The organism is Paraburkholderia sp. BCC1886 (genome assembly GCF_900996245.1).
In the GTDB taxonomy this organism is placed as follows: domain Bacteria; phylum Pseudomonadota; class Gammaproteobacteria; order Burkholderiales; family Burkholderiaceae; genus Paraburkholderia.
The window spans coordinates 272843-289345 of the sequence record NZ_CAAJGK010000107.1; the positions used below are offsets into that span (position 1 = coordinate 272843).

The 16503-nt window shown below is 64.5% G+C and carries 12 protein-coding genes; 11 read left to right on the plus strand and 1 reads right to left on the minus strand.

All coding sequences use genetic code 11. The annotated features are described in order from the left end of the window. Nucleotides 1-303 precede the first annotated feature (303 nt). From phaC to FQ746_RS31725, 9 genes are all read left to right on the plus strand, one after another. On the plus strand, nt 304-2175 hold the full coding sequence (gene phaC, locus FQ746_RS31685) for a class I poly(R)-hydroxyalkanoic acid synthase (protein WP_144113802.1): 1872 nt from the start codon (nt 304-306) through the stop codon (nt 2173-2175). 222 nt (nt 2176-2397) lie between these two features. Further along, nucleotides 2398-3579, plus strand: coding sequence for an acetyl-CoA C-acetyltransferase (locus FQ746_RS31690; RefSeq protein ID WP_144113754.1), 1182 nt, complete (start codon nt 2398-2400; stop codon nt 3577-3579). A 180-nt stretch (nt 3580-3759) separates the two neighbouring features. Next, entirely contained in the window at nt 3760-4500 is a 741-nt protein-coding gene (locus FQ746_RS31695; RefSeq protein WP_144113755.1) for a 3-ketoacyl-ACP reductase, read from the plus strand. Between the two features lie 137 nt (nt 4501-4637). Next, a complete protein-coding gene (gene phaR, locus FQ746_RS31700; RefSeq protein ID WP_144113756.1) occupies nt 4638-5255 on the plus strand; it encodes a polyhydroxyalkanoate synthesis repressor PhaR in 618 nt (205 codons plus the stop codon). Nucleotides 5256-5424: 169 nt separating this feature from the next. Continuing rightward, nucleotides 5425-6453 carry a tRNA dihydrouridine synthase gene (locus FQ746_RS31705; RefSeq protein ID WP_144113757.1) on the plus strand — a complete coding sequence of 343 codons (1029 nt, stop codon included), beginning with the start codon at nt 5425-5427 and terminating at the stop codon, nt 6451-6453. A gap of 18 nt (nt 6454-6471) precedes the next feature. Continuing rightward, nucleotides 6472-7857: a 30S ribosomal protein S12 methylthiotransferase RimO gene (rimO, locus tag FQ746_RS31710; RefSeq protein ID WP_144113758.1), complete on the plus strand. Its 1386-nt coding sequence runs from the start codon at nt 6472-6474 to the stop codon at nt 7855-7857. A 115-nt stretch (nt 7858-7972) separates the two neighbouring features. Then, nucleotides 7973-9157 (plus strand): beta-ketothiolase BktB, encoded by a 1185-nt coding sequence (gene bktB / locus FQ746_RS31715; protein ID WP_144113759.1) that lies wholly within the window; start codon nt 7973-7975, stop codon nt 9155-9157. Nucleotides 9158-9242: 85 nt separating this feature from the next. Continuing rightward, nucleotides 9243-9857, plus strand: coding sequence for a hypothetical protein (locus tag FQ746_RS31720; RefSeq protein WP_144113760.1), 615 nt, complete (start codon nt 9243-9245; stop codon nt 9855-9857). A gap of 120 nt (nt 9858-9977) precedes the next feature. Then, nucleotides 9978-11165 carry a cystathionine beta-lyase gene (locus FQ746_RS31725; protein WP_144113761.1) on the plus strand — a complete coding sequence of 396 codons (1188 nt, stop codon included), beginning with the start codon at nt 9978-9980 and terminating at the stop codon, nt 11163-11165. A gap of 244 nt (nt 11166-11409) precedes the next feature. Here FQ746_RS31725 and serB read toward each other — a convergent pair whose 3' ends face one another. Further along, nucleotides 11410-12249, minus strand: coding sequence for a phosphoserine phosphatase SerB (gene serB / locus FQ746_RS31730; protein WP_144113762.1), 840 nt, complete (start codon nt 12247-12249; stop codon nt 11410-11412). Between the two features lie 285 nt (nt 12250-12534). On the opposite strand from serB, the gene FQ746_RS31735 reads away from it, so the two are divergent. Beyond that, nucleotides 12535-13539 carry a Ku protein gene (locus FQ746_RS31735; RefSeq protein WP_144113763.1) on the plus strand — a complete coding sequence of 335 codons (1005 nt, stop codon included), beginning with the start codon at nt 12535-12537 and terminating at the stop codon, nt 13537-13539. A 29-nt stretch (nt 13540-13568) separates the two neighbouring features. Continuing rightward, nucleotides 13569-16436: a DNA ligase D gene (gene ligD, locus FQ746_RS31740; RefSeq protein ID WP_144113764.1), complete on the plus strand. Its 2868-nt coding sequence runs from the start codon at nt 13569-13571 to the stop codon at nt 16434-16436. Nucleotides 16437-16503 lie beyond the last annotated feature (67 nt).

Genomic DNA, 16503 nt, shown 5'->3' on the forward strand with positions numbered 1-16503 from the left:
GGGAACAAGCATTGACATGCCTTGCGATGGGGAGCAAGAATGTTCCTCACAGCTCCTCGTACAGGAACAGGGCGTGACGAGGTCGCGAGTCATCATTGCCCGCGTGCGCACGAACCTGCCTCTCAACCGTCCGCAAGGACTCACCGGTCAAAAGCAGGTATGGCAGCATCACATTCCCGAGCTTCCCCCCGCACGAAATCCTCGACGGAAGAGGCGCAGCCGGCTGGATCGAACAGCAACGGCGCGAGTGGCAGAAGCGGCACGAATACTCACGGCCCGGCCAACCCGACGCCGGCCGCGAGCATGCAGCAATTCTTCGAGACGTGGGTGAACGCCTGGCGTTCGTCGGGTGCAGCGCCCGGCGTCAATGGCTTGCCGTTCTCGTTTCCGCCCATGCCCGGCATGCCATCCGTGGGAATTCCGCCTGTCGGCCAATGGGGAATGCCCACGGGCGTCGGGGGAGGCGTCCCCGGTCTTCCTCCGGTCCCGTCCTTCCCCGGTCTGCCCGATTTCAGCAAACTGATGGGCGGCGCGATGCCTTCCATGCCGTCGTTCGCCGGGCTCAATCTGCCGACTGCCGCGATTCCCACCGAGCGTCTGCAGAAACTGCAAGCCGATTATTCGCGTGAAGCCATGGCGCTGATTCAACAGGCCACGAGCGCGACGAACAAAACCCCCGAACTCAAGGACCGCCGTTTCAGTTCCGACGCGTGGACGTCGACGCCCGCATACGCATTCACCGCCGCCTGGTATCTGCTGAACGCGCGCTATCTGCAGGAGATGGTCGACGCGCTCGACGCCGAACCCAAGGTTCGCGAGCGCATCCGCTTCGCCGTTCAGCAATGGACCGCGGCGGCGTCGCCCTCGAACTTCTTCGCGTTGAATCCGGAAGCGCAGAAGACCTTGCTGGACAGTCAGGGCGAAAGTCTGCGGCAGGGCGTGATGAATCTGCTCGGCGACCTGCAGCGCGGCAAGATTTCACAAACCGACGAATCGGGTTTCGTGGTCGGCAAAAACCTCGCGAACACCGAAGGCTCGGTGGTGTTCGAAAACGAACTGATGCAGGTCATCCAGTACAAGCCACGTACCGCGACCGTGCGCGAGCGGCCGCTGCTAATCGTGCCGCCGTGCATCAACAAGTTCTACATTCTCGACCTGCAACCGGATAACTCGCTCGTCGCCCACGGTCTCGATTCGGGGCACCAGGTGTTTCTCATCTCGTGGCGCAATGCGGATGCATCGATCGCGCACAAGACGTGGGACGACTACATTGCCGAGGGCGTGCTGCAAGCCATCGCGACCGTGAGCAAGATCAGCGGGCGCGAGCAGATCAACACGCTCGGCTTCTGCGTTGGCGGCACGATGCTCGCCACCGCGCTCGCCGTCGCGGCCGCGCGCGGCGAACATCCGGCGGCATCGATGACGCTGCTCACCGCGATGCTCGATTTCAGCGATACCGGCGTGCTCGACGTGTTCGTCGACGAGGCTCACGTGCAGATGCGCGAGCAAAGCATCGGCGGTAAGAACGGCGCGGCACCCGGCCTGATGCGCGGCTCCGAATTCGCCAACACGTTCTCGTTCCTGCGCCCCAACGACCTGGTGTGGAACTACGTGGTCGACAACTACCTGAAGGGCCGCACGCCGGTTCCTTTCGACCTGCTGTACTGGAACAGCGACTCGACCAGTCTGCCCGGCCCGATGGTCTGCTGGTATCTGCGCAATACGTATCTCGAGAACCGTCTGCGCGAGCCGGGTGTCGTCACCACGTGCGGCGAGCCGATCGACCTGTCGAAAATCGACGTGCCGACCTTCATCTACGGGTCGCGCGAAGACCATATCGTGCCGTGGCAGACCGCTTATGCATCGGTGCCGCTGCTGTCCGGTCCGCTGAAATTCGTGCTCGGCGCGTCGGGCCACATTGCGGGCGTGATCAATCCGCCTGCAAAGAAAAAGCGCAATTTCTGGATGCTGTCCGGCGACGCACAAACGCTGCCGGAGACGGCGGACGAATGGTTCGAGCAGGCCGACGAAGTGCCGGGTAGCTGGTGGCCGGAATGGACCACGTGGCTCGACCAGTACGGGGGCAAGAAAGTGAAGCCGCGGGCCGACGCGGGATCGGCCGGGTTTCCGGTCATCGAGCCGGCACCGGGCCGCTATGTACAGCAGCGTGAGTAGAGCCGTGAGCCGAGGGCGTGACTTGAGGCTCTAACCCGGCGCTGTCCCGCGGCGCCACGGCCCGGACCAACGGCCCGGACCAACGGCCCGGACCAACGGCCCGGACCGTCGGCCCGGATCAACAGCCGCGCCGGCCGCGACGACGAAGGCGCGCATGCAACGGAATTTTCAACTTGACGGGCAACGGCGTGGCATCAGCCGACGAGCCCGGAGGACAAGCAAATGACTGATGTAGTGATCGTATCGGCAGCCCGCACGGGCGTCGGCAAATTCGGCGGATCGCTGGCGAAGATCGCCGCGCCCGATCTCGGCGCGGCCGTCGTGCGCGCGGTGCTCGAACGCTCGGGGCTGAAGCCCGAGCAGGTCAGCGAGGTGATTCTCGGGCAGGTGTTGACGGCGGGCTCGGGCCAGAACCCGGCGCGTCAGTCGCTGATCAAGGCGGGTCTGCCGGCCTCCGTGCCGGGCATGACCATCAACAAGGTGTGCGGTTCGGGTCTGAAGGCCGTGATGCTGGCGGCCAACGCGATCATTGCGGGCGACGCCGACATCGTGATTGCGGGCGGTCAGGAGAACATGAGCGCCGCACCGCACGTGCTGCCGGGTTCGCGTGACGGGTTCCGCATGGGCGACGCGAAGCTGATCGACTCGATGATCGTCGACGGCCTGTGGGACGTGTACAACCAGTACCACATGGGCGTTACCGCGGAAAACGTCGCACGCGAATACGGCATCACGCGCGAACAGCAGGATGCGTTCGCGGCGCTGTCGCAGAACAAGGCGGAAGCCGCGCAGAAGTCCGGCCGTTTCGACGACGAAATCGTGCCGGTCGAGATTCCGCAGCGCAAAGGCGAGCCGCTGCGTTTCGCGACCGACGAATTCGTGCGTCACGGCGTGACGGCCGAATCGCTGGCCGGCCTCAAGCCGGCGTTTTCGAAGGAAGGCACGGTCACGGCGGCCAACGCGTCCGGTCTGAACGACGGCGCGGCCGCGGTGCTGGTGATGTCGGCAAAGAAAGCCGAGGCGCTCGGCCTGACGCCGCTTGCGCGCATCAAGGCCTACGCCAATGCCGGCGTCGATCCGAAGGTGATGGGCATGGGCCCCGTGCCGGCATCGCGCCGCTGCCTCGAGCGCGCGGGCTGGACGCCGGCCGACCTCGACCTGATGGAAATCAACGAAGCGTTTGCGGCACAGGCGCTGGCCGTTCATCAGCAGATGGGCTGGGACACGTCGAAGGTCAACGTGAACGGCGGCGCGATTGCCATCGGTCACCCGATCGGCGCGTCCGGTTGCCGGATTCTCGTCACGCTGCTGTACGAAATGCAGAAGCGCGATGCGAAGAAGGGCCTGGCATCGCTCTGTATCGGCGGCGGTATGGGTGTGGCGCTGGCGCTCGAGCGTGCCTGAGAAGGCCCGCCACGAATCGGCAGCGGATGATGTTCGCGCATCGCGGGCGCTTCACGGCTCGCGCGGTGCGCGCCTGGAAGTCGCCTCGTCGGCCGGTCGCCCGGCAGCTACGGAGATGAAGCCACGGACGAGGGATGAGGCAGCCAGTCGGCGCCTCGAAAACGAAAACGGAGTGGAGTGATGACACAGCGAGTTGCGTACGTAACGGGCGGAATGGGCGGCATCGGCACGAGTATCTGCCAGCGTCTGCATAAGGAAGGCTTCAAGGTCGTCGCGGGCTGCGGCCCGAACTCGCCGCGCCGCGTCAAGTGGCTCGAAGAGCAGAAGGCGCTCGGCTACGACTTCGTTGCCTCCGAAGGCAACGTCGGCGATTGGGAATCGACCAAGGCCGCGTTCGACAAGGTGAAGGCCGAGGTCGGCGAGATCGACGTGCTGGTCAACAACGCGGGCATTACGCGCGACGTGGTGTTCCGCAAGATGACGCACGAAGACTGGACCGCGGTGATCGACACCAATCTGACCAGTCTGTTCAACGTCACCAAGCAGGTGATCGACGGAATGGTCGAGCGTGGTTTCGGCCGCATCATCAACATCTCGTCGGTGAATGGGCAGAAAGGGCAGTTCGGCCAGACCAACTATTCGACGGCGAAGGCCGGCATTCACGGCTTCACGATGTCGCTGGCGCAGGAAGTAGCGACCAAGGGCGTGACGGTCAATACCATTTCGCCGGGTTACATCGGGACGGACATGGTGAAGGCGATCCGTCCGGACGTGCTGGAGAAAATCGTCGCGACGATTCCGGTGCGCCGACTCGGTCAGCCGGAAGAAATCGGCTCGATCGTCGCGTGGCTCGCGTCGGACGAATCGGGTTTTTCCACAGGGGCGGATTTCTCGCTGAACGGCGGTTTGCATATGGGCTGAGCCGGCGGCGCGCGACTCTCAAGGCCGCGCGCGCCCCGTCTCAGATGGTTCCGGCGGCGTCTCGATCGTGCAATGCCCCGATTGCACGGTCGGTATGACGTCGTTTCCGCGCTCGACTTGCGCTCAAAAGGCGTTACATGACCACTACTACAAAGAAAACAGCCGACCGACTGATCAAGAAATATCCGAATCGTCGGCTCTACGACACCGAGACAAGCACCTACATCACGCTGACGGACGTCAAGCAACTCGTGCTGGATCAGGAGGAGTTCAAGGTCATCGATGCCAAGAGCACCGAGGACCTGACGCGCGCCATTCTGCTGCAGATCATTCTCGAAGAGGAGAGCGGCGGCCTGCCGATGTTCTCGTCGCCGATGCTCTCGCAAATCATCCGTTTTTACGGTCATGCGATGCAGGGCATGATGGGGACCTACCTGGAAAAGAACATTCAGGCGTTCATCGACATTCAGGCAAAACTGGCCGACCAGTCCAAGAACCTGTACGAAGGCAAGACGATGAACCCGGAAGTCTGGTCGCAGTTCATGAACATGCAGGCGCCGATGATGCAGGGCATGATGACCAGCTATATCGAGCAGTCGAAGAACATGTTCGTGCAGATGCAGGAGCAGATGCAGACGCAGGCGAAGTCGATGTTCGCCACGTTCCCGTTCACACCGGGCGCTGCGGGCGCGGCAGCGCCGGCGGCGCCGGCGTCGGCGACTCCGCAGGGCAATCCGGAGTCGGAGAAGAAGTAACGCGCGGTGCGCCGCAGGCCTCGAGGCCGAAGGCGGCGCATCGATCGGGCGGGCTACAATGTGCGGCTTCGCCTGATCGCCCATACCGCTGCCGCATGCTGTCAAGTCTGCTTCCCCACGTTTACGGCGCTCACGACGTTCACCGCCATTTTCCGGCGCGTTCCGTCCGATGAGCCGTCTGTATCTCGCCCCGATGGAGGGCCTCGCCGATTACGTCCTGCGCGACGTGCTGACCGGCACGGGCGCGTTCGACGGTTGCGTGTCCGAATTCGTGCGAGTCACCGGCTCGGTGCTGCCCGAGCGCGTCTACGAACGTGAGACGCCCGAAGTGCTGCATGGCGGCTTCACGCCGGCGGGCACGCCGATGGTGATCCAGCTGCTCGGCAGCGACCCCGAATGGATGGCGCGCAATGCGGCTTACGCGGCCACCTTGTCGCCGCACGGCATCGATATCAATTTCGGTTGTCCCGCGAAGGTCGTGAACCGCCACGGCGGCGGCGCGATGCTGCTGGCCGACCCCACACAGCTCGAGCGCATCGTTTCGGCCGTGCGTGCCGCGGTGCCGGCCGGTATCCCCGTCACGGCGAAAATGCGCCTCGGCGTCGCCGACAAGTCGCGTGCACTCGATTGCGCCACGGCGCTGGTTGAAGGCGGCGCGGCCTCGCTCGTCGTTCATGCCCGCACACGCGACGAGGCGTACCGGCCGCCTGCGCATTGGGAATGGATCGCGCGGATCGACGCCGCCGTGGATGTGCCGGTGATCGCCAACGGTGAAGTGTGGACGGTGGACGACTGGCAGCGTTGCCGGGAAGTCAGCGGTTGTGCGGACGTGATGATCGGGCGCGGCGCCGTGTCCGATCCCTTCCTCGCCGAGCGGATCCGCGGCCGACTGCCGCCGGTCCCGACTGCGGGGGAATGGCCCGCAGTGCTGAGTCTTATCGCGTCCTATCTGACGAAGCTGCACGCGCGCGTCGCATCGCGCCACGAACATGGGCGCGTGAAAATGTGGCTCAGCTATCTGAAACGCACCTGGCCGGAAGCGGCGGAACTGCATGCGGCGATTCGGAGGCTGCACGATTCGCGCGATATTTTCGCGGTGATCGAAGGGGCGCTGGAGGAGGCGGGAGGAAGCAACGCGACGCCAATTCAAAGACTTACGAGCGGTCAGAGTGCCGAACCGCTACAATTCGGGGTTTAACGTATTCAAGCGGTCCCCATGTCTGCCACTCCCCCTGTTGCCCCGTCTTCCGCGCCGAAGGTCGGTTTCGTTTCGCTCGGCTGCCCGAAAGCTTTGGTCGACTCCGAGCAGATCATCACCCAGCTTCGCGCCGAGGGTTATGAAATCTCCGGCACGTACGACGGTGCGGACCTCGTGGTCGTCAACACCTGCGGTTTCATCGACGAAGCCGTTCAGGAAAGTCTCGACGCCATCGGCGAGGCACTGAACGAAAACGGCAAGGTGATCGTCACCGGTTGTCTGGGTGCGAAGAAAAGCGCCAGCGGCACCGGCCTGATCGAAGAAGTCCATCCGAAGGTCCTGGCCGTCACCGGCCCGCATGCGATGGGCGAAGTCATGCAGCACGTTCACAACTATCTCCCCAAGCCCCACGACCCGTTCGTCGATCTGGTGCCGGCGGCCGGCGTCAAACTCACGCCGCGTCACTACGCGTACCTGAAAATCTCCGAAGGCTGCAACCATCGCTGCACGTTCTGCATCATCCCGTCCATGCGCGGCGACCTCGTGTCGCGTCCGGTCGCCGACGTGATGCTCGAAGCGGAAAACCTCTTCAAGTCCGGCGTCAAGGAACTGCTCGTCATTTCGCAGGACACGAGCGCGTACGGCGTCGATGTCAAATACCGCACGGGTTTCTGGAACGGCAAGCCGATCAAGACGCGCATGACGGACCTGGTCGGCGCGTTGGGCGAACTCGCGGCGCAATACGGCGCATGGGTACGTCTGCACTACGTGTACCCGTATCCGAGCGTCGACGAAGTCATCCCGATGATGGCCGAAGGTCCGTTCAAGGGCCACGTGCTGCCGTATCTCGACGTGCCGTTCCAGCACGCGCATCCGGAAGTCCTGAAGCGCATGAAGCGGCCGGCCAATGCGGAGAAGGTCATGGAGCGCGTCAAGGCATGGCGCGCCATGTGCCCGGACCTGACGATTCGCAGCACCTTTATCGCCGGCTTCCCCGGCGAGACCGAAGAGCAGTTCGAAACGCTCCTCGACTTTATCCGCGAAGCGGAACTGGATCGCGTCGGCTGTTTCGCGTATTCGCCGGTCGAAGGTGCGACCGCCAACGAACTCGACGGCGCATTGCCCGACGAAGTGCGTGAAGCGCGCCGCGCCCGCTTCATGGAAGTCGCCGAAGAAGTGTCGGCCAGGCGCATCGCGAAAAAAGTCGGTAAGACGCTGAAGGTGCTGGTCGACGAAATCAATGCGGACGGCGGCATCGGCCGCACGGCTGCCGATGCGCCGGAAATCGACGGCGTGGTGTATATCGCACCGTCCGTCAAGGCGTCCAAGCGCTACAAGGTCGGCGATTTCGTGTCGGTCAAAATCACCGGCGCGGACGGCCACGACCTGTGGGGCGAAGTCTGACGTCCGGTTTCTGACTACGAACTGGGCGAGCAGTGCGCGACGAAGCGAGGCGGGCCGGTGGCCCGGCATCCGCCCACACGGGATCATCTTGAGACACTAACGGGAGGAGCGAGCGATGCAACGGGAAGTCGTAGTGGTGAGTGGTGTGCGCACGGCAATCGGCGGTTTCGGCGGCAGCCTGAAAGATTTTCCGCCGACCGATCTCGGCGCGCGCGTGGTCCGCGAGGCGCTGGCCCGCGCTCATGTGTCGGGCGATGAAGTCGGCCACGTGGTGTTCGGCAATGTCGTGCACACCGAACCCAAAGACATGTACCTGGCCCGCGTGGCAGCAATCAACGGCGGCGTCGCGCAGCACACCCCGGCACTCACCGTGAACCGCCTGTGCGGTTCGGGCCTGCAGGCCATCGTCTCGGCGGCGCAAAGCGTGCTGCTCGGCGACGCCGACATCGCGATCGGCGGCGGGGCGGAGAACATGAGCCGCGCCCCTTACTCGATGCCCGCCGCGCGCTTCGGTCAGCGCATGGGCGACGCGCGCCTCGTCGACATGATGGTCGGCGCGTTGAACGACCCGTTCCAGTCCATTCACATGGGTGTGACCGCCGAGAACGTCGCGCGTAAATACGATATTTCACGCGACGCGCAGGACGCACTCGCGCTCGAGTCGCATCGCCGCGCGGCCCACGCCATCACCAGCGGCTACTTCAAGGAACAGATCCTGCCGATCACGATTCCGTCGAAGAAAGGCGACGTCGTGTTCGATACCGACGAGCACACGCGCATGCAGGCGACCCCCGAGGATTTCTCGAAGCTCAAGCCGGTATTCGCGAAGGAAAACGGCACGGTGACGGCCGGCAACGCGTCGGGTATCAACGACGCCGCCGCGGCCGTCGTGCTGATGGAGCGCAGCGTCGCCGAACAGCGCGGCATCAAGCCGTTGGCGCGGCTCGTGTCGTACGCGCATGCGGGGGTCGATCCGGCATATATGGGCATCGGTCCGGTGCCGGCGACGCAGAAGGCGCTCGAGCGCGCCGGCCTGACGGTCGCCGACCTCGACGTGATCGAAGCGAACGAAGCGTTTGCCGCGCAGGCCTGCGCGGTCAGCAAGGAACTGGGCTTCGATCCGGCCAGGGTCAATCCGAACGGTTCGGGCATTTCGCTCGGTCACCCGATTGGCGCGACCGGTGCGTTGATCACCGTGAAGGCGCTGTACGAACTGCAACGCGTCGGCGGCCGTTATGCGCTGGTGACGATGTGTATCGGCGGCGGGCAAGGCATCGCGGCGATCTTCGAACGGATCTGACGCGCGCCGTCGAAGGCGGTCGACCACGCTGCCGGTAACACGGCAGGCAAGAGGAATAAAGAAGGAATAAAGAGGAAAGAAGCGCATGCGGGAAAGCAAAGCGAATAACGGAGCAAGGCGGCGCAACGGCGCAATGGCGAGCGCGGTCGCGCTGCTGCTGGCCGGTGCGGCGACGATCGGACTGGCCACGCCGGCATCGGCCGAAAGCGATGCCGTGAAGCAACTGGCGGCGCCCGCGCCGATCCAGTTGCCGCTGCGGCCGAGCCCCGAATTCGCGAAATTCCCGCGTCTCGTCGGCACGTTGGGCGGACGTCAGATCGTGTTGCGACTCGGCGCGAAGACCGACGATCCGTCCGGCGTGCACGGCGAGTATCAGTACATCGACAGCGGCCAGGTCATCCTGATCGCCGGCGACCGTCAGGGCGACACGCTCGAAGTCGAGGAGTCGAACGACGGTACGCAGATCACCGGCAACTGGGTCGGCAAATTCGCAGCCGACGGGACGCTCGCGGGTGACCGGATGAACGTCGACGATTCCGATCCGCAACCGTTCGACTTGAAGCCGTTAGCAGCAGGGCAGGCAGTGCCTGCTGCGAATGCTGCGGCGCCGTCAGCGGCATCCGGTGCAACGGCGGGTGCGGCGGCGAAATCCACGGGCCACGCGGTGGGCGGCGTGAGCAACCTGTCGACCGGCGAGTAAAGCCAACGTGCGCGGACGACCTGCGCACCGTGCGCGCCACGGTCCGCAACCCCCACCGTTCCTCCCAGTCGTTTCCCGTTCAGGCCGGTGCCCGCCGGCCATTCAAACCGACTTTCACACATGACCCAATCCAAACTCAATCGCGCTCTGCAAACCCGTATCGTGCGTGCCGAGGATCGCCTGACGCCCGGCTTCGAGTCGTTCTCGACCCCGGTCACGCGGGCGTCGACGGTCGTGTTCCCCGATCTGGCCACCATGCGCGCGCTCGACTGGAAGAACGACGCGCAATGGCGCTACGGTCTGCACGCGACACCCACTTCGCTCGTGCTCGCGCAGCGCCTCGCGACGATCGAAGGCGGCGAGCATGCGTTGCTGCAACCGTCCGGCCTGTCGGCGATTTCGAACGTGTACTTCGCGTTCGTCAAGTCGGGCGACGACGTGTTGATTCCCGATAACGTGTACTCGCCGAATCGCGATCACGGCGACTGGCTGGCGCGCGATTTCGGCGTGAGCGTGCGTTACTACGATCCGCTGATCGGCGCGGGCATCGCCGATCTGATTCAGCCGAACACGCGCCTCATCTGGCTGGAAGCACCCGGCTCGGTGACGATGGAAGTCGCCGATGTGCCGGCCATCACGGCGGTGGCACGCGCGCGCGGCGTCGTCACGGCCATCGACAATACGTGGTCGGCGGGCATCGGTTTCCGTCCGTTCGATCACGGCGTGGATATCTCCGTGCAAGCGTTGACCAAGTACCAGTCGGGCGGCGGCGACGTGCTGATGGGCGCGACCATCACGGTCGATCGCGAACTGCATTTCAAGTTGAAGAGTGCGCGAATGTTCATGGGCATCGGCGTTTCGTCGGATGACTGCTCTCTGATCCTGCGCAGCCTGCCGAGCATGCAACTGCGTTTCGCGGAACACGACCGCGCGGCGCTGTCGCTCGCGCAATGGTTGAAGACGCGGCCGGAAATCGCCGCGGTGCTGCATCCCGCATTGCCCGACTGTCCGGGCCACGAGTTCTACGAGCGCGACTTTACCGGTGCGGGTGGGCTGTTTTCGGTGGTGTTCGACGGCCGCTATAGCGCGGCGCAAATCGATACGTTCTGCGAGTCGCTCGAACTGTTTTCGCTCGGCTGGAGCTGGGGCGGCGCCAACAGCCTGGTAATGCCCTACGACGTGGCGTCGATGCGCTCGCCCGGCAAGTGGCCGCATCGCGGCACGCTGGTGCGCTTCTATATCGGTCTGGAAGACGCGGCGGATTTGCGCGCGGATATCGAACAGTGTCTGACGGGACTGGCCGGGTAGATCGGCTCAAGCCGGTTCGAGTCAACTAGGCCGTTCGGCTGAATGGTGCTCGTCCGGTGACATCGATACGATGGGTTCGTCCTGACTACCGGTTGACCCCCCGTGAACCATGCCGACAATCTGCGGGCCGACTTTCGGCCCGATCTCGATGCCGATCTCGATGCCGATGCGGGTCGCAAGCGCCGGCGCTCGGCGCATCGCAAGGGCGTCGATCCGCGCATCGAGGAAAGACGCCCGACCGCGCTCAGAACAGACGCAGCAGTCCGTCCAGTCCGACGTAATTGAACGACACGCTGGCCGCTTCGCGCACCACCGGCTTGGCGCGGAACGCGACCGACAGGCCCGCTGCCGCCATCATCTTCAGATCGTTGGAGCCGTCGCCCATTGCAATCGCGCGGGTCGGTTCGATGCCGATTGCCGTGCAGGTCTCGCGCAAAGTGCGCGCTTTCACGTCGGCGTTGACGATTTCGCCGATTACTTTGCCGGTCAGCTTGCCGTCCACGATCTCGAGCGTATTGGCGCGCGTGAAGTCGAGACCGAGCCGCGCTTTCAGCTTCTCGGTGAAGAACGTGAAGCCGCCCGACACCAGCAGCGTTTTCAGGCCTGCAGCCCGCGCGCCGGCCAGCATCTGCTCCGCGCCGGGCGAGAGTTGCAGGCGCTCTTCGTACACGCGTTCCAGCGCGCTTGCGTCGAGACCGGCGAGCAGCGCCACGCGGCGCGTCAGACTCTCGTTGAAGTCCTTGATTTCACCGCGCATCGACGCTTCGGTGATGGCGGCCACTTCGGCCTTCAAACCGCAAAAATCGGCGATCTCGTCGATGCACTCGATGGTGATCAGCGTGGAATCCATATCCATCGCGACCAGCCCGAAGTCGCGCAACTGGCGACCGGCGTCGATGAATGCGTAGTCGAGCCGATGGGTGCCGCAGTAGACGTCGAGGTCGCCGCGTTGCGCCGGGTCGGCGTCGTGAATGCGAAGCGCGTTCGCGTCGATGCTGCTGGCGCGCGGGCCGCGAGCGAGCGCGACGAGCGTGGTGTGGTGATCGGCGGAAAGCGGCGTAGGGCTTTGGATGACGAGATTCATGGACGAAGCGAAGACGCAGAGAAGGACGCACCCGGAAACGCGCGGAATGCAGGTACGAGGCGCACGGAAAATCCCGCCATTGTAATGGGTCGGGGCGGGCGCGAAGTAGCGCGCCGTCTGTGCGCCGCACATGGGGGAAACCGCCGCCCCGTAGCTTTTGCCGATCCCGCGTAAGGCTTACAGTCACCTCACGAGCCCGGAGCCGCCGTGGCAGCGGGCTTGCTGCCGCCGACCGTGGCACGCTTGCTGCTGCATTCGACATTCTCACGTATCGAGGAATGCACGATGGCACACATGATCTGGAAAGGCGCGATCAGCTTCGGCCTCGTGCACGTACCGGTGCAGCTTTATCCGGCGACGCAGTCGGAGAAGGTCGGCTTCAATCTGCTGGACAAACGCACGATCGACCCGATCGGCTACAAGCAGATCAATAAACGCACCGGCAAGGACGTCACGCGCGACAACATCGTGCGCGGCTTCGAGTACGAGAAAGATAAGTACGTCGTGCTGTCGGACGACGAAATCCGCTCGGCGAACCCCGAATCGACGCAGACCGTCGACATTCTAGCGTTCGTCGATGCGCCCGATATCTCGTTCCTCTATCTCGACACGCCGTACTTCCTCACGCCGGACCGCAAGGGCGAAAAGGTCTACGCGCTGCTGCGAGAAGCGATGAAGTCGTCCGGCAAGGTCGGCGTGGCGAGCGTAGTGCTGCACAACAAGCAGCATCTGGCGGCGTTGATCCCGGTCGGTCCGGTGCTCGCGCTGAACACGTTGCGCTGGGCGTCGGAGGTGCGCGAACTCGACGAGTTCAAGTTGCCGCCCGACGGCATGAAAGCGGCAGGCGTCAGCTCGCGCGAACTCGACATGGCGAAGAAACTGATTGACGACATGAGCGACCCGTGGGATCCCGCGCAGTATCACGACACGTTTCGCGACGACATCATGGCGCTGGTCGACCGCAAAGTTCGCTCTGGGAAGACCGAGGAAATCACCGAGGTCGACACGCCGCGCGAATCGAATCAATCGGCCGATATTCTCGATCTGTCCGACCTGCTCAAGCGCAGTCTGGGACGTGGGAAGGGCAAGCCCGCAGCGGGCGGTCGCAAGAGTGCCGCGCGCGCCGAAGAAGAGGACGACGAAGCCGACGAGGACGATGCCAAGGCCGTCAAGCCGGCCCGCAAGAAAGCGCCCGCGGCTCGCAAGACCGCCGGCAGCGCAGCGGGCTCGAGTGGACGCGCCAGCGCGAAGAGCGCGCCCGCGGCGCGTAAGCGTCGCGCCGCGGCCTGATCTACCAGCCTGGCGACGACGTCCCTGCCATGAACGACCGACTCGATCTCTATCACCGCAAACGCCGTTTCGACGACACGCCGGAGCCGTCGGGTCTCGCCGCGCGCAAACGGGCAGGGGCCGGCCGCAAGACGGCCGTGCTCTCCTATGTGATCCAGGAGCACGATGCGCGGCATCTGCATTACGACTTCCGGCTCGAACTGAACGGTACGCTGTTGTCCTGGGCCGTGCCCAAAGGGCCGAGCCTCGACCCTTCGGTGAAGCGGCTCGCGGTGCACGTCGAGGATCATCCGGTGGAGTACGGATCGTTCGAAGGGGAGATTCCGGCGGGCAACTATGGCGCGGGGACGGTGATCGTGTGGGATCGCGGCACCTGGGAGCCGATCGGCGGCGCCGACGAAGCGGCGCGCTCGTATCAGGCCGGCAAGCTCAAATTCAGGCTCCATGGCGACAAGTTGCAAGGCGGCTGGACGCTGGTACGCAGCCACATGCGCGGCAGTGGCGACAAGGAGCAATGGCTGCTGATCAAGGAGCGCGACGAAGAGGCGCGCCCCGAGGGCGAATACGACGTGCTGAAGAAGCGGCCGGGCAGTGTGCTCGACGGCAAGGGCGCGAAGCCGGCCGCGAAGACGGCGAAGAAAACCGCGGCCGGCAGCGCGACCCGCCGCACGACCAAAGCCGCCACGCCGAGTGCGGAGAATGCGCCGAGTGCGAAGAAAGGGCCGAGTGCGAAGAAAGCGGCGTCGTCCAGCCGCGGCGACCCGAAGCGCCCCGACATCGTCGCTACGCGCACCACCGGATCGCTGCGCGAGCTGGCAGCCTCGCCATCCATCGAAGGCGCTCGAAAGGCGAAACTGCCGGCCACCTTCAAACCGCAACTGGCCACGCTGGTCGATGCCGCGCCACCGGGCGACGACTGGTCGTATGAGATCAAATTCGATGGTTACCGGGTGCTCGCCCGCATCGAACGCAACGCCAAAGGCGCTCAGGTCCAGGTGTTCACGCGCGCCGGCAACGACTGGACCGCCAAGTTCAGCCAGCAGGTGGAAGCATTCGCGGACCTCCCGCTGGAAAGCGCATGGCTCGACGGCGAAGCCGTGGTACTCGACGAGCGCGACGTACCGAATTTCCAGGCGCTGCAAAACGCTTTCGATTCGAACCGTCCGCAGGACATCGTCGTCTATCTGTTCGACGTGCCGTTTCTGAACGGCTACGACTTGCGCGAGGTGCCACTGGAGCAGCGTCGCGCGATCCTGCGTGCACTGCTGGACGGCGGCGACGAACGCGTGCTGCGCTTTTCGCACGACTTCGAGTTCAGCGCCGACGATCTTTTGAAAAGCGCGTGCGACATGGCGCTCGAAGGCATCATCGGCAAGCGGCGCGACAGTGGCTACCTGTCGGGCCGCTCGTCCTCGTGGATCAAACTGAAATGCCGGCGGCGTCAGGAGTTCGTGATCGGCGGCTATTCGGAACCGGCGGGCAGCCGTGCCGCGTTCGGCGCACTGCTGCTCGGCGTGTACGACGGCAAAGGCAAACTGCATTACGCCGGCCGTGTCGGCACCGGTTTCGATGCCGCGCTGCTGCGCTCGGTGAAGCAGGAACTCGACCGGCACGAGACGAAGAAAATGCCCTTCGCCGAAGCGCCGCGCGAACGCAGTCGTACGCCGGTCCACTGGGTCGAGCCCAAACTCGTCGCCGAATGCAATTTTGCCGAGTGGACGAGCGACGGCATCGTGCGGCAGGCGTCCTTCGTGAGCCTGCGCAACGACAAGCCGGCGCGTCAGATCGTCAAGGAAGCACCCCGTCAAGGAGTCGACGTGCAAGAGCAAACCGATGCGACGTCCAAAGCCGCGCCCAAGCGGGCGGTAGCGAAACCGGCGGCGGGAAAGACCGCCGCGGCCCCAGCGAAAACGGCAAAGTCAGCAAAAACGGCAAAACCGGCGAAGCCCGAGCAATCGGCAAAGGTAAAACCGGCAAAAGCCGCCAAACCGTCTGCCGCCGCTCCCACCGACATCGCCGGTGTGCGCGTCTCGCACCCCGATCGCGTGATCGACAAAAGCACCGGCGCGCGCAAGATCGATCTCGTTCAGTACTACGAGTCGGTCGCCGAATGGATGCTGCCGCATCTCGAGTCGCGTCCCGTCTCGCTGGTGCGTGCGCCGGAAGATATCGGCGGTGAGCTGTTTTTCCAGAAGCACAGCCAGAAGCTGTCGATTCCGAACGTCACGCAGCACGAAGGGCTCGACCCGGGACACCCGCCGCTGATCACCGTCGATACGCTCGAAGCACTTATCGGCGCCGCGCAGATGGGAACGGTCGAATTTCACACGTGGAATGCAGTGGCCTCGTCGATCGAGAAGCCCGACCGCGTCGTGTTCGATCTCGACCCGGACGCGTCGCTCGCGTGGGAGCGGATGATCGAGGCCGCGCAGTTGACCCGCTCGCTGCTCGGGGAACTCGGGCTCAAATCGTTCTGCAAGACCAGCGGCGGTAAAGGCCTGCACGTGGTCGTGCCGCTCGCGAAGCAGGCCGGCTGGGACGAAGTCAAGGACTTCTCGCAAGCCGTCGCGCAGCACATGGCCACGACCCTGCCCAAGTACTTCAGCGCGAAGATGGGCGCGCAGAATCGCAAACAGAAAATTTTCGTCGACTACCTGCGCAATAACCGCGGCTCGAGCACCGTCGCCGCTTTCTCGGCGCGTGCGCGACCCGGACTCGGCGTCTCGGTGCCGCTCGCGTGGGAGGAAGTCGCGCAGACCACGAGCGGCGATCAATGGACCATTGAGAACCTGCACGAGCGCCTCGCCGATCTCGATCAGGACCCGTGGGCCGATTATGCGGGCACCCGGCAACGCATCACCGCGGCCATGCGCAAGCGTCTGGGCGCGGCGAAGTGATTCGCGTGCAGCGAGCCCACGGTCCGCTGCACCGGCCGGCATCCCGAACAACCAGGAGCAGACCATG

What these genes read in the sequence shown, in the direction of transcription:
- phaC (WP_144113802.1), top strand. Translation starts at nt 304, where the DNA reads ATGCAGCAATTCTTCGAGACGTGGGTGAACGCCTGGCGTTCGTCGGGT.
- FQ746_RS31690 (WP_144113754.1), top strand. Translation starts at nt 2,398, where the DNA reads ATGACTGATGTAGTGATCGTATCGGCAGCCCGCACGGGCGTCGGCAAA.
- FQ746_RS31695 (WP_144113755.1), top strand. Translation starts at nt 3,760, where the DNA reads ATGACACAGCGAGTTGCGTACGTAACGGGCGGAATGGGCGGCATCGGC.
- phaR (WP_144113756.1), top strand. Translation starts at nt 4,638, where the DNA reads ATGACCACTACTACAAAGAAAACAGCCGACCGACTGATCAAGAAATAT.
- FQ746_RS31705 (WP_144113757.1), top strand. Translation starts at nt 5,425, where the DNA reads ATGAGCCGTCTGTATCTCGCCCCGATGGAGGGCCTCGCCGATTACGTC.
- rimO (WP_144113758.1), top strand. Translation starts at nt 6,472, where the DNA reads ATGTCTGCCACTCCCCCTGTTGCCCCGTCTTCCGCGCCGAAGGTCGGT.
- bktB (WP_144113759.1), top strand. Translation starts at nt 7,973, where the DNA reads ATGCAACGGGAAGTCGTAGTGGTGAGTGGTGTGCGCACGGCAATCGGC.
- FQ746_RS31720 (WP_144113760.1), top strand. Translation starts at nt 9,243, where the DNA reads ATGCGGGAAAGCAAAGCGAATAACGGAGCAAGGCGGCGCAACGGCGCA.
- FQ746_RS31725 (WP_144113761.1), top strand. Translation starts at nt 9,978, where the DNA reads ATGACCCAATCCAAACTCAATCGCGCTCTGCAAACCCGTATCGTGCGT.
- serB (WP_144113762.1), bottom strand. Translation starts at nt 12,249, where the DNA reads ATGAATCTCGTCATCCAAAGCCCTACGCCGCTTTCCGCCGATCACCAC.
- FQ746_RS31735 (WP_144113763.1), top strand. Translation starts at nt 12,535, where the DNA reads ATGGCACACATGATCTGGAAAGGCGCGATCAGCTTCGGCCTCGTGCAC.
- ligD (WP_144113764.1), top strand. Translation starts at nt 13,569, where the DNA reads ATGAACGACCGACTCGATCTCTATCACCGCAAACGCCGTTTCGACGAC.